Source organism: Arthrobacter sp. efr-133-TYG-120, assembly GCF_030209785.1.
Lineage (GTDB): Bacteria > Actinomycetota > Actinomycetes > Actinomycetales > Micrococcaceae > Arthrobacter.
The window spans coordinates 14,616-34,759 of record NZ_JARVRI010000021.1 but is presented as its reverse complement, the minus strand read 5'-3'; the positions used below and the strand labels follow the sequence as shown (position 1 = coordinate 34,759).

Sequence of the window (20,144 nt, the reverse complement as noted above, 5' to 3'; positions counted from 1 at the left end):
TGTTTCTTACGCTGTTCGGTGTTTCTTACGCTGTTCGGTGTTTCTTACGCTGCCGCGGCGCAGCCGGGCAGCGTAAGAAACGCCGGACAGGCTCGGCGCACCGATAGATTGGGAGTCATGACTGAAGCTCCCACCGCCACCGAAGCCGGTCGCGGCACCATCCTCGTCCTCAACGGCCCCAACCTGAACCTGCTGGGCACGCGTGAGCCGGAAAAGTACGGCACGTCCACCTTGGCCGACGTCGAACAGCTCGCCATGGCCGCCGCCGAGGCCAACGGCTTCACGGTGGACTGTGTCCAGTCCAACCACGAGGGCGACCTCCTGGACGCCATCCATGGCGCCCGCGGGACCGCCGTCGGGATCGTCATCAACGCTGGTGCTTACACGCACACGTCGGTGGCACTGCGGGACGCGCTCGCGGCAGTGCAGCTTCCCGCCGTCGAAGTCCACATCACCAATGTGCACCAGCGCGAAGAATTCCGGCACCACTCCTACTTGTCCCCGGTGTGCTCCGCGGTGATCGTCGGCGCAGGAGTCCAGGGCTACAAGCTGGCCATCGACTACCTCGCCACCGCGGTCTAGACCCTCGGACTAAGCATGTCCCTTGGTGGGCGGCCTACTTCTTGGTGCACTGGCCCGACGAGACGGCGTCGCTGAGCGATGGTGCTTGCTGTGCCACCGGAGAGAGCTCGTCCATGGTGAGGGCGTAGCCCACCGCCACATCCGAAGTGGTCTTGGCGAAGACAACGCCGGCAACCTGTCCCTGGGTGGTCAGCAGCGGACCGCCCGAGTTGCCCGGTTGCACGTCTCCCGCCAACTTGTAGACCTGCTCCGGGGACGGGTTGTTGCCGTAAATGTCCGGGACCAGCAGGGTCGAGATGCCCTCCACCGCGGCCGGCTTGGACTGGAACGGACCACCATGCGGGTAGCCGGCGAAAGCCGCGGGCGAACCGGCCGGAAGATCCGGGCTCAACTGCAGCGGCGCCGTCGGGAGGCCGTCGACGGCGATGACGGCCAGGTCGCGCTGGCTGTCGAAGTAGACCACGCGACCAGGCAACGCACCGCCGTCGGGGATTTCCACTACAGGTTGCGACACTCCGGCCACCACGTGGGCGTTGGTCACCACGCGGCCAGGGGAGACAACAAAGCCGGAGCCTGTCTGGTTCTGGCCGCACTGGTAGGCCGTCCCGGCAATCTTCAGCACGGAGTGGGCCGCATTGTTGAGTGCGGGAGTGTCGGTGCTCGTGTTCGGAACGGGCACCGGAGTAACGGGGCCGATGCCCTCGATGAGCTGCGGAATGCCGTTGCCCATGACTTTGGAACGCAGTTGCGCCACGCTGGCCTTGACTGGTGTGGGCGTCATGGTGTCGATGAAGCGGATCACCTTGGAATCGGCCAGCTGCTGCGAAACGAAGGGCACGCCCAAGGAACCGATGCTGAAAGCCAACATGGACATCACGAGTGCGGCAACAACCAAACTGACGAAACCACCCAGCACGCGGTCAAGTGCGTGCAAAGGCTGGATGCGCAAGGCTTTGCGGACCCTTTGGCCAATCCAGGTACCCAGACCGTGCCCCAAGACAATGAGGACCACGGCCGAGCCGATAATGGCAGTCAGCCTCCAGCCGCTGTCCTTCACCCACTCGCCGACGAGCGGGACCGCGATAAAGGCCGCGGCTGCTCCTACGGCGAAGCCCGCGATTCCTCCAAGCGTCACGAAGAAGCCGTTGCGCAGTCCGTAGATCAGGTAGGAAAGAAGCGTCAAAATCAACGCCAGGTCCAATATGGTCAAGCCGAACACCAAAGCTCCTCACAGCCGGGTAAGCCCCAATTGTAGTTGCACAGACTGACAGCTTCCCTTCGGAAGCAGGCCGTCGTCCAGATCGCGAAGCCCCTGCCGAGCAGGGCATTCCCGGCCGTTTGAGGCGCGGTTTTGGGCCTCTTCCGCGTGATTTAGGGCGTTTCGGCTGCCAAGTACGTCACAGACGCGACAAAATTCTGAAACAATGGCTGAAGCGCCCCAGCCGAACTTTTACTCAGGAGATTTCATGGATATCGAGGTATTGCGCCGCGCACCCCTCTTCGCCACCCTTGACGACGACGCTTTCCGTCTGCTGACGGACGAACTCACAGAGGTGGACCTTTCACGCGGAGCGTCTGTTTTCCGTGAGGGCGATCAGGGTGACCAGCTCTACTTCATCGTGTCCGGCAAGGTTAAGCTCGGCCGCACCTCTCCGGACGGCCGCGAATCCCTGCTGGCCATCCTCGGCCCGGGCGAGCTCTTCGGCGAAATGGCCTTGTTCGATCCCAGCCCGCGCACCGCGACGGCCACGGCCGTTTCCGAAACGCGTCTGGCAGGCCTGAAGAACGAAAGCCTCAACGCCCTGCTGCGCACCCGCCCCGAGGTGTCCGCACAATTGCTCCAGGCACTCGCCCGCCGCTTGCGCCGCACCAACGATTCCCTGTCCGACCTCGTGTTCTCGGACGTCCCGGGTCGTGTCGCCAAGGCCCTGCTGGACCTCGCGGACCGCTTCGGCCGGCCCGCGACCGACGGCGTCCTGGTGGCCCACGAACTCACGCAGGAGGAACTGGCCCAGCTGGTCGGAGCTTCCCGCGAGACGGTCAACAAGGCCCTCGCCGAGTTCGTCCAGCGCGGCTGGCTCCGCCTGGAAGCCCGCGCAGTGGTCATCCTGGACATGCAGCGCCTCCGCCAGCGCTCCCGTTAATTCCTGCGACACAGAAAATGCCTGGTGACCCCGGAATTCCGGAGTCGCCAGGCATTTTTCGTGTCACCAGCGGATTTGGGTGTCGTCAGCGTTCCCGCTGCGGCTCCCCTGAAACCGTCCGGGCCGCTTCGACTTCGAGCATGAGCGCGCCATCCTCTTGAACGAGCCGCGGCTGGTACATGTGCGGCTTCCGCTTGTAGCTGAGGTACGCAATGCAACCCTGGGCAGCGGCCATCTTCTCAAGGATGATCTCCGAGCCCGGCACCAGCAATTGGCCCAGCGGCAAGCCAACGGTGTTTTCCTGGCCGATTTCATCCCCAAGCGCAGTGGTCTCGCGCTCGGCCATGAGTTTCGAAACGCACACCCAACGCCCCCAGACACCCTTGCTGGCCAGCAGCGATGGCTGCTGGTTCACGGGAAGAGTGGCGGCGAAGTAGCGGGTATTGAAGCGCCTGTGCGCGAAGTCCGGGCTGAGCCAGTTGACCAGCGGCTTGAGCAAGTCCGTCCGCAGCGACAGGCCGCGCTTGGCCAGGACGTCCGTGAACGACTTGTCCTGGGCCGCCACGGCCTCGCGGGCCTTCATCCACTCGGGAGTGGACGTCGCCTCCACTGTGGAGGACAAGTCGGGGCCGGCCAGCAGCACGCCGGTCTCCTCGAACAGTTCGCGGATGGCGCCCACCACGTGGCGGCGGGCAAGTCCGACGTCGGCGGTCCCCAGCGTCTCTGCCCAATGCTGAGGCGAGGGGCCGAGCCAGCCGAGGGCGTCGTCGTCGCTCGGTTCCAGCGAGCCGCCGGGAAACGCGACAACGCCCAAAGGCGAGGAACCGGGACGGTAACCCATCCACGTTTCCAGGCCGGTCGGCGAATCGCGGAGCAGGACAACAGATGATGCAAAACGCGCGGCGCGGGGGGCCCGTTCGCCGAGCTCAAGCCAATTCCGTGCAGCCCCTTCAAGTTCAGGGGGTAACGCAAACAAGCGTCGGGCTAGTTGTGGCAATTGAGTGAACCGGTTCCTTAGCTGAATTCAGCGATCAACTCGACCTCGACGGGAGAGTCGAGCGGAAGGACTGCAACGCCGACGGCGGAACGCGCGTGCTGCCCTTTGTCGCCGAAGACACGCCCGAGGAGCTCGGATGCACCATTGATGACACCGGGCTGGCCGGTGAAGGAGGTATCGGAGGCCACGAAGCCGACGACCTTCACGATGCGCGTGATGCGGTCGAGGTCCCCGATGACACTCTTGACGGCGGCCAAGGCGTTGACGGCGCAGACAGCTGCATACCTCTGCGCGTCTTCCGGAGACACCGTGGGCTCGTCCGAAAGGCCCTCTTCACCGCTGGAGACTTTGCCCGTAGCTTCGAGTTTGCCGTTAATGAAGGGCAGCTGTCCGGAGGTGTAGACGTGGTTGCCGGAGACGATGGCCGGAACATAGGCGGCCACCGGAGCTGCGACGGCCGGAAGGGTCAGTCCCAGTTCTGCAAGGCGCTGCTCGACGGCGGATGCCGGAGCCGTGGAATCCGCGCCAACTGTGGCTTCTGCGGGGGTTGTCATTGTTACTGCTTCTCCCTCTTCAAGTATGCAACAAGTCCGTTTCCGTCGGGTCCGGGAACAACCTGGACGAGCTCCCAGCCGTCCTCTCCCCACTGGTCCAGAATCTGTTTTGTAGCGTGAATGATGAGCGGAATCGTCGCGTACTCCCATTTGGTCATGAAAGAAAGACTAGCCCTTGCCGGTAAAGTGGTGAACATGGTGACTCGTAGGAACCCTCTATTCGACACTGCCACCACTCTTGGAAAGATCCTCGGATTCCTCGGTGTGAGCGCTATTTGTGGTGTCCTGGTGGCGGGCTTGCTCGTTCCCGCGGCCGCCGTTTCGGGCAGTGCGGCGAGTGGGTCCATTCAGTTCTTCGACACGCTGCCGGCGGAGCTTCAGGTGAACCCGCCCAGCCAGGCGACCACCATCCTGGCCGCGGACGGCAGCCAGATCGCCTCGATCTACTCCGAGAACCGCACGCGGGTCTCGCTCGACCAGATGAGCCCTTTCATCAAGGATGCGATCGTCTCGGTTGAGGACAGCCGCTTCTATGAGCACGGCGGCATTGACGCCACCGGCATCATGCGCGCCATCGTGAGCACGGCGCGCGGGCAAAAACAGGGCGCTTCCACCATCACCCAGCAGTACGTGAACAACGTCATTAATGAGTCGCTCGTGTCCCAGAACAAGGGTGCCGACGTCAAGCTCAATGGCGTGAACAAAGGCGTGGGCGACAAACTTCGCGAAATGAAGCTGTCCATCGCTTTGGAGAAGAAGTTCTCCAAGCAGCAGATCCTCGAGGGTTACCTCAACATCGTCTTCTTCAACAAGGACGCCTACGGCATCGAGGCCGCCTCAAGGCTCTTCTTCAGCACCAGCGCCAAGGACCTTACCTTGCCGCAAGCCGCCTTGCTGGCCGGCGTCGTCAACAGCCCGTCCTACTACGACCCGGTGACGAACCCGGACCACGCGAAGCAGCGTCGCGACCTGGTGCTCGGCCTCATGCTGGACCAGGGAAAGATCAAGAAGGCCGACTACGACGCCGCCATCGCGACGCCGGTGACCACCAAGGTGACGCAACCTCGCCAAGGCTGCCCCTACTCCGCCACTGCCGCGTACTTCTGCGACTACGTGCTGCACCTGCTCTACAACAACCCGGCCTACGGCGCGACGATCGACGATCGCGTCAACCGCGTCTCGCGGGGTGGCCTGACCATCCAAACCACACTGGACCCGAAGGCGCAGGCCGTGGCCCAGGCCCAGGTAGATGCTTCCGCCGGCGCTAACCCGGACAAATGGGGCGCTTCCTTGGTGTCGGTCCAGCCGGGCACCGGCAAGATCATCTCGATGGCCCAAAATACCGTCTGGCTGCCGGCCGACGGGAAGTTCCAGGCCGAGCAGAACTTCAACGTAGACAAACTGGATGCCAACGGCAATGACCTCAACGGACTGGGCGGATTCCAGCCCGGTTCCACTATGAAGCCCTTCACTTTTGCCGAATGGTTGAACGAGGGCAAGTCGATGAATACGGTGCTGGATGGCACCGTCCGGCGGTATCCCCAGAATTTCCCGTGGAAGAACACGTGCCCGACTCCGACGGTCGGCTGGTATGACAGCACCAATGGCACCCATGACCTCCAGAACGCCGAGGGTGGATATTACAAGCCCATGACAGTGGTGGATGGTTTGGCCAACTCCATCAACACCATGACATTTGCCACGGCTGCAAGGGTTGACCTGTGTGGCATCCAGAAGATCGTCGATGCTGTTGGCATCCACGGCGGCCTGCCGGACGCCAGCAATCCCAACCCGAAGGTTCCCATGACAACGTTGGGCAACCTGATTGGTTCCACCCAGACCGCGCCACTGACCATGGCCAGCGCCTTCGCCACCTTTGCCAACAATGGCACGTACTGCGAGCCGATCGCCATCACCTCGGTAACCGACCAGACGGGCGCCAAGCTGCCGGCCCAGTCCACGAGCTGCAGGAGCGCGGTCACCCCCGAGGTCGCTCATGGTGTTGCCTACGCCATGCAAGAGGTTCTGAATAAGGGCTCCGGCTCGCTGATCCAGCCTCGAATCTCCACCAAGACCAACTTCCCCATCGCGGGCAAGACCGGAACCAACGACTCCAATGGTTCCACCTGGGTTGCCGGCTACACTTCCGGCCTCGCAACGGCCACGTGGTTCGGCGATCCGTTGGGCAGCCAGAACCGAGCGGGTCAGAACGTCACCATCAATGGCAAGTTCTACCAGGGCATTGACGGTTACATGATCGCTGGTCCGCAGTTCGCCAACTACATGCTCCAGGTCGCTCCCACTTATGGAACCAACCCGTTCCCGGCTCCGCCGTCGAACCTGCTCGACCCGCCCGGGTTCAAGCCTTCGACGCCTAGCACCACCACTCCGGGCAACACTTCTCCGAGCACCCAGCCGAGCAGCAACGGGAACGGCAATGGAAATGGCAACGGAAACAAGAATGGCTAGCGGCTCCAAGCCCGTCATTGAATCGCTGGCAAGCCGCGTCCGAAGCATCGGACGCGGCTTTGCCGTCGCTGCGGGTGCGGGCGCAACCGCTGGCGTGGCAGGCTTCGCTTACGGCCTCTGGGAAAAGAACCAGTTCGTACTCCGCGAGGAGACCGTGCCCATCCTCCCTGAAGGCTCGGCTCCCGTCCGGGTGCTGCACATAAGCGACATCCATTTCGTGCCAAGCCAACGCAAGAAGGCCGAATGGCTGCGTTCTCTCGCCACGCTTGAGCCGGACCTTGTGGTGAACACGGGCGACAATCTCAGCCACCCCCACGCCGTTGTTCCGCTGTTGGATGCGTTGCGGCCACTCTTGAAGTTCCCCGGCGTCTTCGTTCCAGGCTCCAACGACTACTACGCCCCGCGGTTCAAGAACCCAGCTACGTATTTCCTCGGTCCGTCCCGCGTCAAGGACAATCCGGTCGAGCTCGATTGGCCGCGCCTGCGCTCAGGATTCGGGATGTCGGGCTGGATCGACCTCACCAACAGGCACCAGTCCTTGCCCATCAACGGAATCCGCTTCGATTTCTCCGGAGTGGATGACCCCCATCTGAATCGGGAGCGCTACACCGGCTGGCCACGCGGCACCGTGGGACAGGACTCCCGACCGCACCTGCGCGTTGCCGTCATCCATGCCCCCTACCAACGGGTCCTGGACCACTTCACGAACGACTCCGCGGACCTCATCCTCGCCGGACACACCCACGGCGGCCAGATCTGCATCCCCGGCTACGGCGCCCTGGTTGCCAATTGCGATCTCCCCACGTGGCGCGCCAAAGGCCTGCATGACTGGGAGAACAACGGACGCGCGACGCCGGTCAACGTCTCGGGCGGCATCGGCACCTCGCGCTTCGCCCCGGTCCGGATCGCGTGCAAGCCGGAAGCAGTGCTGCTGACGCTGACGCCCCGTCAATAACCAGCGCCACCAGTTCCGAATACCTCGTATCACGCAACGCAATGGTGCTGTGAATCCTGTTACGCGATGGCATAGGGTAGTTGCTATAGGAAACTACCTCCGTGCGTCGTACGAAAACCCAGGAACGCCGGGACAAAGCTGTTGAGAAGCGGGCATGGCCAAACAGACTTCATTCTTTACCTCCGTCAAACGTCTCTATCCGCACGTTAAACCGATCCTCCCCCGGCTTTTCATGGGGTTGGTCAGCGCGTTGCTGGCCAGCATCATGGCGCTTGCCATCCCCCAGGTGCTGCGGGTCCTGATCAACGGCTCCCTCCACCCTGGTGGTCCTACCGACGCTGTCTGGATTTCCGCCGTCGTGGTTCTGGCACTCGGCATCGCCGAAGCCGGTCTTGTGGAGGTGCGGCGCCAGTTCGTCATCAATCCCGCCACCACGGTGGAATCGAGGATGCGGGTTTCCCTCTACGGGCACCTGCAGGACCTCACCGTTTCCTTCCACGACCGTTGGGGGTCAGGGCAACTCCTGTCCCGGGCGATGACGGACTTGAACTTCCTGCGGCGTTGGATGGCGTTCGGCGCGATCATGCTGGTGGTGACCACTTTGACCGTGGTGATCGGCGTCGCGGTGATGTTCGCGATGAGCTGGCAGCTGGCTTTGATCTTCCTGGCCGCCGCGGTGCCCATCATGGTCTATTCCTTCCGCTTCCGCCGCCGCTTCAGCCTGGTGACCCGGCTCAGCCAGGACCAGGCCGGCGACCTCGCCACCACGGTCGAAGAGTCCGTTCACGGCATCCGAGTGCTCAAGGCGTTCGGCCGCAGCCGCGAAGCACTGGAGAACTTCAATGAACAGGCCGAGGAGCTGAGGCAGACCGAGATCGCCAAGGCCAAGCACCAAGCCACCTTCACGCTGGTGGTGACACTGCTGCCCGAGCTGGCGCTCGGCGTCGGGCTGGTGGCGGGCGTCCTGCTCGTCTCCATGGGCCAACTCAGCATCGGTTCCTTGGTTGCCTTCTTCGGCACCGCAGCGGTGGTCGCGGCACCGGTGGAATTCTCGGGGACCCTCCTGGCCATGGCATTGACCGCCAAGACCGCCCTCGATCGCCACTTCGAGGTCATGGACACGCCCAACACCATCACCAGTCCGGCGAACCCCAGGACACCCAAGGAACTGCGCGGGGCCTTGAGCTTCAAGGCCGCCGGTTTCGGTTTCGACGACGGCGCCCGGCTCCTGCACGACGTGAACCTGGACATCAGGCCCGGCGAAACCATGGCGCTCGTGGGCATTACCGGTAGCGGAAAGAGCGCCTTGCTCCAGCTGGTTCCTAGGCTCTATGACGTGAGCGAAGGATCCGTGACCATCGACGGCGTGGATGTCCGAGACTTCAGCGTCGAGCAGCTGAGGACCGTGGTGGCGGTCGCCTTCGAGGACACCACCCTGTTCTCCAGCTCGGTCCGGGACAACGTGCTGCTCGGCGCGCCCGACGCTTCCGAGGAAGCCCTTGAGGAAGCGCTCGACGTCGCGCAGGCGCACTTCGCGTATTCGCTGCCCGACGGCGTCGGGACCCTTATCGGCGAGGAAGGCCTGAGCCTTTCCGGTGGCCAGCGGCAGCGGATCGCGCTCGCCCGGGCCATCGCGGCGAAGCCCAAGGTCCTCGTGCTGGATGATCCCCTGTCGGCCCTGGACGTGAACACGGAGGAACTCGTCGAAGCCAGGCTCCGCGAAGTCCTCCGGGACACCACCACGCTCATCGTCGCGCACAGGCCCTCCACCGTTGCCCTCGCCGACCGCGTGGCGCTGCTCGAAAACGGAAGCATCACCGCCGTCGGGACCCATACGGAACTGTTGGCCAACAACGCCCACTACCGCTACGTGATCGCGAGCCTCGACTCCGGGCCGAAGGACCTCGACCTCGAACTCGACGAACTAGAACACGAGCTGGATTCGGAACAGCACATGGACCAAGCCGGGGAGGGCCGCCGATGAGCACGTTCGGAACCGCCAATGAAGACAACGCCCACCTGAGCCGCAGCGACAGCAAAGCAGTACGACGGCGGTCGGTCGCCTTGCTGGGATCGCTTATCCGCCCGGTGCGGTTGCGGTTCTGGCTGACGCTGGCCATGGTGGTGCTCTCGCAGGCCACCCGGGTGGCCGGGCCGGCGATCATCGCTTTCGGCATCGACCACGCACTGCCCTCGCTGCTCGCCGGAAACAACATGCCCGTGGTCCTGGCCGGCGTCCTGTACCTGACAGCGGCCGTCGCAACGGCGATTTTGACCGCCCTCTACGTCACTTCCACGGCGAAACTGAGCCAGTCAATGCTCCTCGACCTGCGGCTGAGGGTCTTCCGGCACACCCAACGGCTCAGCCTGGAGTTCCACGAGAAGTACACCTCGGGCCGGATCATCGCGCGCCAGACCTCGGACCTGGAGGCGTTGCGTGAACTGCTCGATTCGGGCGTCAGCTCGCTGGCTTCCGGGATCCTGTTCATGCTTTTCACGGCATTTACGGTGTTTGCCCTCGACTGGCGCAGCGGGCTACTCATGCTCGCCACGGGCGTGCCTGCGTACTTCCTGGCCCGCTGGTACCAGAAACACTCGCAGATCGCCTTCCGCGAATCGCGGGTGGTGTCCGCCAGGCTGATTGTGCATTTCGTGGAGACCATGACCGGCATCCGGGCCATCAAGGCATTCCGCAAGGAGCCGGAGAACGCCCAGCGCTATGCCGAACTCTCCGAGGACTACCGCAAAGTCACGGTCCGCTCCATCAACCTCAACGGTGTCTTCCAACCGGGCCTGGTCCTCATCGGCAACGTGTGCGTCGCGGTGGTCCTGCTGTTCGGCGGCTTCCGGGTACTCTCGGGAGAGCTGGCGGTAGGCGTGCTCCTGGCACTGATCCTTTCAACGAAGCGCTTCTTCCAGCCCGTGGACCAGATGGCCATGTTCTACAACTCCTTCCAGAGCGCCCAGGCCGCGCTCGAGAAGGTGTCCGGCCTGCTCGAAGAAGTTCCTACTGTCCGGCCACCCAAGAACCCCGTGCCATTGCCCCATGCGCGCGGCGAAATCGACTTCCGTGGAGTGGAGTTCGGCTACGGCAACGGCAAGGTAGTGGTCCCCAAGCTGGACCTTCACATTCCCGCCGGACAGACCATAGCCCTCGTTGGACAGACCGGCGCCGGCAAATCGACCTTTGCCAAGCTGATCGCCCGCTTCTACGACGTCACCGAAGGATCCTTGACCCTCGACGGCGTCGACCTCCGGGAGCTTTCGACGGCGGACCTGCGGCGCGCCGTCGTGATGGTCACCCAGGAAGCCTTCCTCTTTAGCGGCTCCGTGGCGGACAACATCGCCCTGGGGCGGCCCGAGGCTACGCGCGAGGAGATCGAAACCGCGGCGAAGGCCGTTGGCGCGCACGACTTCATCTCCGCGTTGCCTGACGGTTACGGCACCGACGTCAACAAGCGTGGCGGCCGGGTCTCCGCCGGGCAACGGCAGCTGATCGGCTTTGCCCGGGCCTTCATTGCGGCCCCGGCAGTACTGATCCTGGACGAGGCGACATCTTCGCTTGATATCCCCTCGGAACGACTGGTGCAGGCCGGCCTGAGCAGCCTGTTGTCCGGTGCGGACTCCGAACGGACCGCGATCATCATCGCCCACCGGCTCTCTACTGTTGAGACAGCGGACCGGGTGCTGGTGGTGCACGAGGGACGCATCGTCGAAGACGGCACGCCGGCCGCGCTCATCGGCGGAGGAGGGCGTTTCGCCCGCTTGCACGGCGCCTGGAAGGACTCGCTGGTCTGAGCCAGTGGTTCCGCAGGCGGGCGTCCTTCGATTTCGCATCCGGGGAGGGATCGGCTATTCTTGAACAGTTGCTTTCGCAGCGGATCGGGATGTAGCGCAGCTTGGTAGCGCGCTTCGTTCGGGACGAAGAGGTCGCAGGTTCAAATCCTGTCATCCCGACCAATTGGTAGAAGACCTTCCACTCGGAAGGTCTTCTACTTTATTTAACGAGCTTTTCGGCAGCCAGGGAAAAGGGTTATAGGACAAAACGTGTGTAAATCCCGCGCGTGTCACGTGCGTCCTGCCCAACCTTTGCGGGCCCAGAGGCCTTCCTCTGCGGTGGCTGTGTTGCCGTATTCCTCGGGTCCGTGTGGCTGCTCGACGGCGGTTTGGGCCGCCGGGCGTGTGGGTGTGTATTGCTCGGGGCGGATGAGCTGGGCGGGCTGGTCCGGAGTTTCGCTGTGGAGATAGAGGTACCACTCGATGGCCCGCTTCTGGTGCTCTTCGCTCATCCCGCGGTGGGCCCGCAGAATCAGGCGCAGCTGCGCGTTCGTGCCGCCTTCGATCCGGTTTGTCGTGGCCGCGATATCGAGTCCTGTGAACTCGGTACGCAGGTAGGTGAACAGGCTCCCTGCTTGGCTGAGCCGCTCCAGGAGGCGATAGGCCTTCCGGAGCCGGTCATGGGTAAACCACCAGGCCTGATTCGCCCGCACCCACGCCGGTGCCGGGGAGGCTGCGGTGCGGTAAGTCCGGGCCCGGACCAGTTGCCCGTGGTTCTGGTACCAGTCATTGAGGTGGCCGAGCCACGCCGCGGCCTGCGCGGGTGTGCTGATCCGTGTCAGGGCCCGGCCAAGGCGCAGGAGAGCTTTGCCGGCCTCGGTCCTGGGCCTGCTGGTCAGGTAGGTGCGCACGTTGCGCTGGACATGGACCAGGCAGCGCTGAATGGCGGTATCCGACCAGCAGTCAGAGAGCGCGGCGGCGATCCCGGAACCACCGTCGGTGATCACCACCCGCGGAGCCGGAAAACGTCCAAGCAACGCCGCCCACGCGGCCTTCTTCTCGGTGTCGCACCACTGCCAGCCGATCACATGCTCACCGGCGATCGCGATCAGGCAGCACCACGAGCCGACGTAGATCCCGTCGATCTGGACCTGGTCATGGATCTCGCCCGTGGCCGGAATCGCGGGGGCAATATTCCAGCACCACGCCGTGCGGCGCCGGAAGGACCGGGCCGTACCGAACGAGTCAACCAGCGCTTGGCCGCCGGTACCCAGCAGCCAGCCCAGAAACGCACCCAGCTCCGCACGCCGGCTCACATCCGGGCGTTCACCCGAGCGGCTCGCCCCGCATTCCAGGCACCGGTAGCGCTGCTTACCCGCGGCCGTTTTCCCGTTCCGTACCAGCGCCTGACCGCAGACCAGACATTCCAGAGATATGCAAGCACCCCAGCCACCCTAAGCTTCCAAAGCTTAGCTACCCCGAAATTCGCCCGCCAACACTGGGAAGCAGGCACAATCCATACACACGTTTTGTCCTATAACCCAGGGAAAACCCGGAAACATTCCCCTGACCGGTTTTCTCGCTCGCCCCTGAGGTTTAGAGACAAGTGTTGTTAACAACCCGACACAAAGACTCGGGGCATATCACGGTCCACGCGGATCTTCGAGCAAAAGAAATCCCCGGTGTGTCGATTTCAGACTACCGGGGACTTCTTCACTTCATTTGAATTATCCAGCGGCCACCGGGATCCCGGGTGCCGCCGTCGAGCCTCAGCTACACAGGATCGGGCCAGTTACCGATTGCCTGCGACACCCTCATCGGATCGGGCCAGTTACCAATAGCCTGCGAGACCACACCCATCGGATCGGGCCAGTTGCCGATAGCCTGCGACACCCTCATCGGATCAGGCCAGTTACCAATGCTGAGCACCGTGCTGACGGTGTCTGCCACAGGGGCTGCGGAAACGACGGCTGGCGCCGCGGCGGAGAATGCAAGAGCGCCGGCCAAGGCCACTGCTGCAGCAATCTTCTTCAACATAATTTTTCCTCAATGCGAGTCGGATTCGTTACGGAAATTTCGCGGTCCCTGTTGACATTCATTGTAAAATGTTTTCCACAGCGACTGTCAAGCTTTAGGCGTAAAGACAGCGCAAAGACAAGCCTCTAGGAGGAACCTGTGGGGAACGGATTCGGAGAAAAGCTCCGTGCCGAACGGCTCGAACGTGGGCTGACCCAGGCTGAATTGGGCAGGGATCTTTACTCACCCAGCTACATTTCACTTCTTGAAACCGGCCGGCGGGAGCCCACGGCCGAAGTCATTGAAGAACTCGCCCGCCGTCTGGAGCTGGCACCGAAAGCCTTGGAAGCCTGGAGCCAACCCGTATCCGTCAGTGACGCCGAATACGTGCTCGCAGGGCTGTACGCCAGGCAAGCGTGGGACCTCAGGGACTACCCGCTTGCCGCAAGCCACGCATCAACCGCCGCCCAGATCGCGCTCGAGGCAAAGAACACCAGCGCCTGGTGGAACATGACCTACATGCAGGCCGAATGCCTCATGAAGCAGGGCCAGTTGAAGGAGTGCCAGCAGATCATCCAGCATCTCCTGGAGCATCCCATGGCTACCGAATCTGCGGGCCTGGGCGTCCGCGCCCGCCAGATGCTTGCCGCCGTCTGCCACGGACAAGGGCAGCTGTCCACCGCCGTCGAGCACGCCAAGGAAGCCGTGAGGCTTTCCGAGCAGCTGCCCAAAGGCTCAACCCTGATCATCGGGGCGCACCGCGCCCTGATCGGCGCATTGGCCGAGAGTGGCAGGTTGGACGAGGCCTGGACGTATTGCCAGGCCATGAACAACCAGATGGACGATCATTCGATGTCGCAGCTCGCAGGCGAAGTGGCCTGGGTGGTGGGAAACGTGGCTTTCATGCGCCACGACTACGTTGAAGGCATCAAGCATCACGAGCGCGCCGCCAAGCTGCTCTCCCCCGCCAACGACATTGAGCTGTGGGCCCGTTTCAACAAGGCGTCGGCGGCTGTCCGGCTCTCCTCGGGAATCGTGGAGCCGGAGACGCTCTCGGCCATCGAACGCGCTGAACTCGCCCTGTCGATTGTGGGCGGAAACAAGACGGACCAGTTGGAAGTTGCCTTTATCCGCGCCCGCTGGCTCTACCTGACGGGCGACATCCCGGCAGCCATCACCAAGTTGCGCGAAATCCACGCGGACCGCGATGTCCTCGCCCGGCACACCGCAGGCGAAGTGGCGTTCCTCCTCGGCAAGGCCCTCAAGGCAGCCGGTGAAAACACGGACGCGCTGGTCCATCTCGAAGAGGCCCAACGCGATTTCACCGCCGCGGGTGCAGCCGACCGCGTCCAGCAGGCCATGGACTCCGTACTCGAGATCCGGCTGGCGGAACGCCGGGCGGCGTCGGGCCATGCCGGCGGCGCGCAGTCTTCCCGCGCAAGCTAGCGAACCCAACTAACTAACAGGTGTTGTCGTTTAGACGCGTCTAAACGACAACACCTGCGGGGGCCCACGCCGCCAGGGTTCCCTGGCCGTGGGGCCACACCGGCGAGGGCCCCGGCCTGAGCTTGCGAAGGCTGGGAGCCGGTGGGGACTTGCGAGGCGAGGGTGGCGGTGGGGATCAGACGAAAGTCCGGCCGGTCAGCTTCTCGTAGGCCTCCACATAGCGGGCACGAGTCTTCTCGACGACGTCGGCCGGCAGCGCGGGCGGCGGGGTGTCACTCGAGCGGTCCCAGCCCGATTCCGCAGAGGTCAGCCAGTCACGCACAAACTGCTTGTCGAACGATGGCTGAGCCTTGCCCGGCGCGTACGTCGCAGCGTCCCAGAAGCGTGAGGAATCCGGAGTCAGGACCTCATCGCCCAGGGTGATGACACCCGTATTGACGTCGATGCCGAACTCAACCTTCGTGTCGGCCAGGATGATGCCGCGGCCCCGGGCGATCTCTTCCGCACAGGTGTAGATCTTCAACGTGAGTTCGCTCAGGCGTGCGGCGATATCGTCGCCCACCATCGCGACGACGTCGTCGTATGTGATGTTCTCGTCGTGTTCGCCGACTTCAGCCTTGGCAGAAGGCGTGAAGATCGCGTGCCCCAGGCGCGAGCCGTCAACCAGGCCTGCGGGCAAGGGGATGTCGCAGACGGTGCCCGATTGGCGGTACTCGGCCAGGCCGGAACCCGTGAGATACCCGCGGGCGATGCATTCCACGGGGAACATCTCCAGCCGCTTGCAGATCATCGCGCGGCCCTCAACTTCCGCGGGCACACCCTCGGCGGCTGTGGACGCAAGGACGTGGTGCTCCACCCCAAGCTGCTCGAACCACCACAAACTCAGCTGCGTGAGGACCCGGCCTTTGTCCGGGATCTCGCTGCTCAAGACGTGGTCGTAGGCGCTGATGCGGTCGCTGGCCACAACCAGGACGCGCTCCTGGCCCGACTCGGCCCCGCTGGAATCATCCGCAGGAACGTAGAGGTCGCGGACCTTGCCCGAATAGAAATGCTTCCACCCCGGCAGGTCGAGGGTTTCGGTCTGCAGGCCGTTTGCGTTGCTTTCGGGCATGGTTCAGGCCTTCACATTCGGGATGGAGCCGGTGGCCGGGGAGACCACGTGGATCTCGCCACGGGCTGCCTTGCCGGCGATATCGGTTCGGAACTGTCCGCCGTCGAGCTGGACCAGCTCCACGCCGTCGTAAGCCCGCTCGCGCGCCTCCACGAGGTCCGTTCCCAGCGCGACAACAGCCAGTACGCGGCCGCCAGCGGAGACAACCCGGCCTTCTTCGTCCAGTTTGGTACCGGCGTGGATGACGTGGACGCCTTCCAGCGCGTCCACCTTGTTCAAGCCGCGGATCCGGTCTCCCGTGCGGGGGGTGTCCGGGTAGTTTTCGGCGGCGACGACGACGGCGACGGCCGACTCCTTCGACCAGCGCAGCTCTTCGGCCTGGTCCAGTTCGCCCTTGGCGGCTGCCAACAGGAGTGCGCCGAGCGGGGTCTTGAGCCGGGCCAGGACCGCTTGCGTTTCAGGATCGCCGAAGCGGACGTTGAATTCGATGACGCGCGTCCCGCGGGAAGTCAGTGCCAGGCCGCAGTAAAGGACGCCGACGAACGGAGTACCGCGGCTGGCCATCTCGTCCACGGTGGGCTGCGCAACGCGGTCGATGACTTCCTGGACCAGGCCAACAGGTGCCCAGTCGAGGGGGGTGTAGGCGCCCATGCCGCCGGTGTTGGGCCCTTCGTCATTATCGAAAATCCGCTTGAAGTCCTGTGCCGGGGACAGCGGCACGGTGGTGCGGCCGTCGCAGAGCACGAACAGGGAGACTTCGGGTCCGTCCAGGAACTCCTCGATCACCACGGTTCCGCCAGCGTCGAAACAAGCCTGCGCGTGGGCGAGAGCTTCCTCGCGGTCATTGGTGACCACGACGCCCTTGCCGGCGGCCAGTCCGTCATCCTTGACCACATGCGGAGCGCCGAAAGTGTCCAGTGCGTCAGCAGCCTCTGCGGCGTTTGTTGCCACGCGGGCCATGGCGGTGGGTACGCCGGCCTCGGCCATGACTTCCTTGGCGAACGCTTTGGAGGCTTCGAGCTGCGCCGCGGCCTTGCTGGGGCCGAAGACCGGAATGCCGGTTTCGCGGACGGCGTCGGATACGCCCGCCGCGAGTGGGGCTTCGGGGCCGACCACAACCAGGTCAACCGCAAGCTTTGTCGCAAGCGCTGCGACGGCGCCGGGGTTGTTCCCGTCGATCGCGTACGTGGGGACCAGCTTGGCGATGCCGGCGTTTCCCGGAGCCGCGTGGACCTCGGAAACGTTGGGATCCTTGAGCAAGGAGCGGACAATTGCGTGTTCGCGGCCGCCGGGGCCAATGACGAGTACCTTCACAGTCTTCAAGGGTACTTTGTGCGGGGGCAGGACTCCTAAGCTGTCTCCACCATTGGACATGCGCACCCGGACCGCGGGCACCAAGAGGGAGCATGTCCAACCCATCTCGGGGGCCTCCGGCTACGAACAACCTGCATGAAGAAGCTCAGGAACTGGCTCAGGGGACCCACCGCATTGGCTGCACTGGCCGGGGTGGCCGCCGCCGCCGTCGTACTTTCCGTTGCGGAACTGATCGGCGCCTTCTTTACGGCCCGGGCAACTCCTGTGATTGCGCTGGGGTCCACGTTCATCGACTTCACGCCGCCGTGGATGAAGGACTTCGCCGTGACCACGTTCGGCACCAATGACAAGGCCGCATTGTTTGTGGGCATGGGCCTGACCATCTTCGTGTTCGCTTGCGTGCTGGGTATCGTGGCCTTCCGCAAATGGGCCTTGGGTGTGTTGGGTGTCCTCGGCATGGGTGCGGTGATTGTGGCTGCCGTGGTGACCCGGGCCGGCGTGAAGCCCGCGGATTCCATACCAAGCCTGATCGGCACCGTGGCTGGACTCGTGGTTCTCCGCCTCTTGGTGGCCCGGCTCTGGCGGCTGAAATCCTTCCCCGACGCCCCTGCCGACACCGCAGCCAAAGGCATCGAACGTCCCGCCACGACGCGCCGGACGTTCTTCGCCGCCACCGGTATCACCGTTGCCGCAGCCGCCATCGCAGCCGGCGGCGGCCGGTTCCTGAGTGCCGCACGCAGCAATGTGGCCAAGGCACGGGATTCCTTGAAACTCCCCGCTCCCGCCCGGGCGGCTGCTCCCGTTCCCGCGGGCGTCCAGTCCCCGACACCGGGAGTCACCCCTTGGCTCACCCCATCCAAGGACTTCTACAGGATCGACACCGCCTTGAGCGTGCCGGAGATCAATGCCCAGGAGTGGGAGCTGCGGATCCACGGGCTGGTGGAACAAGAGGTCCGGTTGAGCTTTCAAGACCTGCTCGACGCCCAACTGATCGAAACCCATGTCTCTCTCACTTGCGTGTCCAATCCCGTGGGCGGAAACCTGGCCGGCAACGCCAAGTGGTTGGGCATGCCCATCCGGGACGCGCTCAAACAAGCCCGGCCCAAACCCGGAGCGGACATGGTTCTCTCCACCTCGATCGACGGCTTCAGCGCCTCCACTCCGATGGAGGTGCTCCAGGACGGCAGGGATGCCATCCTGGCCATCGGCATGAACGGCGAACCCCTCCCGCTCGAACACGGCTACCCCGTGCGCATGGTGGTTCCCGGCCTTTACGGCTTCGTCTCGGCGACCAAATGGGTGGTGGACCTGGAAGTGACCCGATTCGCGGACAGCAAGGCCTATTGGACTACCCGGGGCTGGTCCGAGCGGGGTCCCATCAAGACCATGGCCCGGCTGGAAGTTCCCAAGTCCTTCGCCAAAGTCCTGGCTGGCAAGGTTGCCTTGGGTGGTACCGCCTGGGCCCAGACCCGTGGCATCAAGAAGGTGGAGGTCCAGATTGACAACGGCCCTTGGTCCGAAGCCACCCTTGCCGCGGAGGCATCTGTCATCACATGGAGGCAGTGGTCCTTCACGTGGGACGCCACTCCGGGACCCCACTACATCAAGGTCCGTGCCACGGATGGAACGGGCGAATTGCAGACCGAAAAGCGGGCGGATCCCGTGCCCGACGGCGCCTCGGGATGGCAGTCCGTTATGGTGACCGTGGAGTAGCCGGGGAAGACCGTTCCTTCACCCTAGACTTGCATCATGCCCTTGAGTTCGCATGAAACCTTTAGCGTTGAGTCCGCCGTCGAACTGGCAGTGATCGAACGCAGCGGCTTCATCGAATCGCGCCATATCGGTTCCGCAGTGGTGCTTTCCGGTGACGGATCCGTGGTGACCCAACTCGGCGACATCAGCACGCCCATCTATGCCCGCTCCGCGCTCAAGCCTTTCCAAGCCCTGGCGTCGATGCAGTCGGGGGTTCCGCTCCGCGGTGCCCAAGTGGCTTTGGCCTGCGCCAGCCATGTGGGCTCGCTGGATCACATGGACGTGGTGGAAGGCATGCTCAAAGCGGCAGGCGTCCGTGAAGAACAACTGCAGTGCCCGTCGGTATGGCCACAGGACGAAGTTGCGCGCAATTGGTTGATCCGTTCCGAGCATGGCAAGTCCAAGTTGGCTTCCAATTGTTCAGGCAAGCACGCGGCTTTCCTCTGGGCCTGCACCGAGAACGGCTGGGACACGCACAGTTACCTCGAGCCCAACCATCCCTTACAACACCGCGTGCGGACCGTTATCGAGGAATACAGCGGGGAGAAAATCGCCCATCTCGGCATCGATGGCTGCGGGGCACCAGTGGCCGCGCTTTCCCTGACCGGTCTGGCACGGGCCTACTCGCGCCTGGCCCAAGCCCCGCGGGACCAGAGCTCCAACGCCCGCGCGGCAACCATCGCCACGTCCATGTTGGACTACCCGTGGGCAGTGCAGGGCCGCGGCGAGGCGAACACTATCGTCATGGACGAACTCGAAGTGCTTGCCAAGGGCGGTGCGGAAGGTGTCCTGGTCCTGGCAACCCCCACAGGTGCCTCTGTCGCAGTGAAGATCCTGGACGGGAATCCCCGCGCGGCCACCCTGGTTGGACTCACGCTTCTCGCGGTTGCCGGCGCCGTCGACATTCCAGGCGTCTCAAGCGTCCTCGAAAAGGTCGTTGAGCCCGTCCTCGGCGGTGGCCACTCTGTGGGCAGGATCCGCCTGGGCCACGCCGTTTCGGCGCTTCTGGACTGATTGGAACTGCGAA

At 63.8% G+C, this 20,144-nt stretch carries 17 protein-coding genes and 1 tRNA gene; 10 read left to right on the top strand and 8 right to left on the bottom strand.

Annotation, left to right across the window (positions count from 1 at the left end; translation table 11 throughout):
* Window positions 1-117: 117 nt before the first annotated feature.
* On the top strand, window positions 118-582 hold the full coding sequence (gene aroQ, locus QRN51_RS13355) for a type II 3-dehydroquinate dehydratase (RefSeq protein WP_059389485.1): 465 nt from the start codon (window positions 118-120) through the stop codon (window positions 580-582).
* Window positions 583-616: 34 nt separating this feature from the next.
* Here aroQ and QRN51_RS13350 read toward each other — a convergent pair whose 3' ends face one another.
* Window positions 617-1,801, bottom strand: a complete 1,185-nt coding sequence (locus QRN51_RS13350) for a MarP family serine protease (protein WP_284990337.1) — start codon at window positions 1,799-1,801, stop codon at window positions 617-619.
* Window positions 1,802-2,048: 247 nt separating this feature from the next.
* Here QRN51_RS13350 and QRN51_RS13345 point away from each other — a divergent pair, with 247 nt between their 5' ends.
* Window positions 2,049-2,726, top strand: coding sequence for a Crp/Fnr family transcriptional regulator (locus QRN51_RS13345; RefSeq protein ID WP_011775987.1), 678 nt, complete (start codon window positions 2,049-2,051; stop codon window positions 2,724-2,726).
* Window positions 2,727-2,811: 85 nt separating this feature from the next.
* On the opposite strand, the gene QRN51_RS13340 is transcribed toward QRN51_RS13345, so the two are convergent.
* Genes QRN51_RS13340 through sp36 form a run of 3 tightly spaced genes read right to left on the bottom strand, consistent with a single transcriptional unit; the run spans window position 2,812 to window position 4,435 of the window.
* Window positions 2,812-3,723 carry an NUDIX hydrolase gene (locus tag QRN51_RS13340; protein ID WP_284990336.1) on the bottom strand — a complete coding sequence of 304 codons (912 nt, stop codon included), beginning with the start codon at window positions 3,721-3,723 and terminating at the stop codon, window positions 2,812-2,814.
* 17 nt (window positions 3,724-3,740) lie between these two features.
* Window positions 3,741-4,277, bottom strand: coding sequence for a RidA family protein (locus tag QRN51_RS13335; RefSeq protein ID WP_059389482.1), 537 nt, complete (start codon window positions 4,275-4,277; stop codon window positions 3,741-3,743).
* Between the two features lie 2 nt (window positions 4,278-4,279).
* Complete coding sequence (sp36, locus tag QRN51_RS13330; protein ID WP_009359196.1) at window positions 4,280-4,435, bottom strand: Sp36 family protein; 156 nt, start codon at window positions 4,433-4,435, stop codon at window positions 4,280-4,282.
* Here sp36 and QRN51_RS13325 point away from each other — a divergent pair.
* From QRN51_RS13325 to QRN51_RS13305, 5 genes are all read left to right on the top strand, one after another.
* Window positions 4,434-6,746 carry a transglycosylase domain-containing protein gene (locus tag QRN51_RS13325; RefSeq protein ID WP_284990335.1) on the top strand — a complete coding sequence of 771 codons (2,313 nt, stop codon included), beginning with the start codon at window positions 4,434-4,436 and terminating at the stop codon, window positions 6,744-6,746. The two genes, sp36 and QRN51_RS13325, sit on opposite strands and share 2 nt — an antisense overlap.
* The gene (locus QRN51_RS13320; protein ID WP_284990334.1) at window positions 6,739-7,701 is read left to right on the top strand and encodes a metallophosphoesterase; all 963 of its coding nucleotides are present in this window, start codon (window positions 6,739-6,741) and stop codon (window positions 7,699-7,701) included. Before QRN51_RS13325 ends, QRN51_RS13320 begins: the two co-directional genes overlap by 8 nt.
* Before the next feature lie 154 nt (window positions 7,702-7,855).
* Window positions 7,856-9,685: an ABC transporter ATP-binding protein gene (locus tag QRN51_RS13315; protein ID WP_284990333.1), complete on the top strand. Its 1,830-nt coding sequence runs from the start codon at window positions 7,856-7,858 to the stop codon at window positions 9,683-9,685.
* Window positions 9,682-11,499 carry an ABC transporter ATP-binding protein gene (locus QRN51_RS13310; RefSeq protein WP_284990332.1) on the top strand — a complete coding sequence of 606 codons (1,818 nt, stop codon included), beginning with the start codon at window positions 9,682-9,684 and terminating at the stop codon, window positions 11,497-11,499. Before QRN51_RS13315 ends, QRN51_RS13310 begins: the two co-directional genes overlap by 4 nt.
* Before the next feature lie 85 nt (window positions 11,500-11,584).
* Window positions 11,585-11,661, top strand: a tRNA-Pro gene (locus QRN51_RS13305).
* Between the two features lie 107 nt (window positions 11,662-11,768).
* Here the strand turns inward: QRN51_RS13305 and QRN51_RS13300 are convergent.
* Both QRN51_RS13300 and QRN51_RS13295 read right to left on the bottom strand, forming a co-directional pair.
* On the bottom strand, window positions 11,769-12,899 hold the full coding sequence (locus QRN51_RS13300; protein ID WP_284990367.1) for an IS1249 family transposase: 1,131 nt from the start codon (window positions 12,897-12,899) through the stop codon (window positions 11,769-11,771).
* A gap of 352 nt (window positions 12,900-13,251) precedes the next feature.
* The gene (locus QRN51_RS13295) at window positions 13,252-13,515 is read right to left on the bottom strand and encodes a hypothetical protein (protein WP_059389476.1); all 264 of its coding nucleotides are present in this window, start codon (window positions 13,513-13,515) and stop codon (window positions 13,252-13,254) included.
* Between the two features lie 138 nt (window positions 13,516-13,653).
* Between QRN51_RS13295 and QRN51_RS13290 the strand changes: the two genes are divergently transcribed.
* Window positions 13,654-14,940 (top strand): helix-turn-helix domain-containing protein, encoded by a 1,287-nt coding sequence (locus QRN51_RS13290; protein ID WP_284990331.1) that lies wholly within the window; start codon window positions 13,654-13,656, stop codon window positions 14,938-14,940.
* 175 nt (window positions 14,941-15,115) lie between these two features.
* On the opposite strand, the gene QRN51_RS13285 is transcribed toward QRN51_RS13290, so the two are convergent.
* The gene (locus QRN51_RS13285) at window positions 15,116-16,051 is read right to left on the bottom strand and encodes a phosphoribosylaminoimidazolesuccinocarboxamide synthase (RefSeq protein ID WP_284990330.1); all 936 of its coding nucleotides are present in this window, start codon (window positions 16,049-16,051) and stop codon (window positions 15,116-15,118) included.
* Between the two features lie 3 nt (window positions 16,052-16,054).
* Complete coding sequence (purD, locus tag QRN51_RS13280; protein WP_284990366.1) at window positions 16,055-17,365, bottom strand: phosphoribosylamine--glycine ligase; 1,311 nt, start codon at window positions 17,363-17,365, stop codon at window positions 16,055-16,057.
* A gap of 135 nt (window positions 17,366-17,500) precedes the next feature.
* Between purD and QRN51_RS13275 the strand changes: the two genes are divergently transcribed.
* Both QRN51_RS13275 and QRN51_RS13270 read left to right on the top strand, forming a co-directional pair.
* On the top strand, window positions 17,501-19,078 hold the full coding sequence (locus QRN51_RS13275) for a molybdopterin-dependent oxidoreductase (RefSeq protein ID WP_284990329.1): 1,578 nt from the start codon (window positions 17,501-17,503) through the stop codon (window positions 19,076-19,078).
* 36 nt (window positions 19,079-19,114) lie between these two features.
* Complete coding sequence (locus QRN51_RS13270) at window positions 19,115-20,131, top strand: asparaginase (protein ID WP_284990328.1); 1,017 nt, start codon at window positions 19,115-19,117, stop codon at window positions 20,129-20,131.
* Window positions 20,132-20,144: the final 13 nt, after the last annotated feature.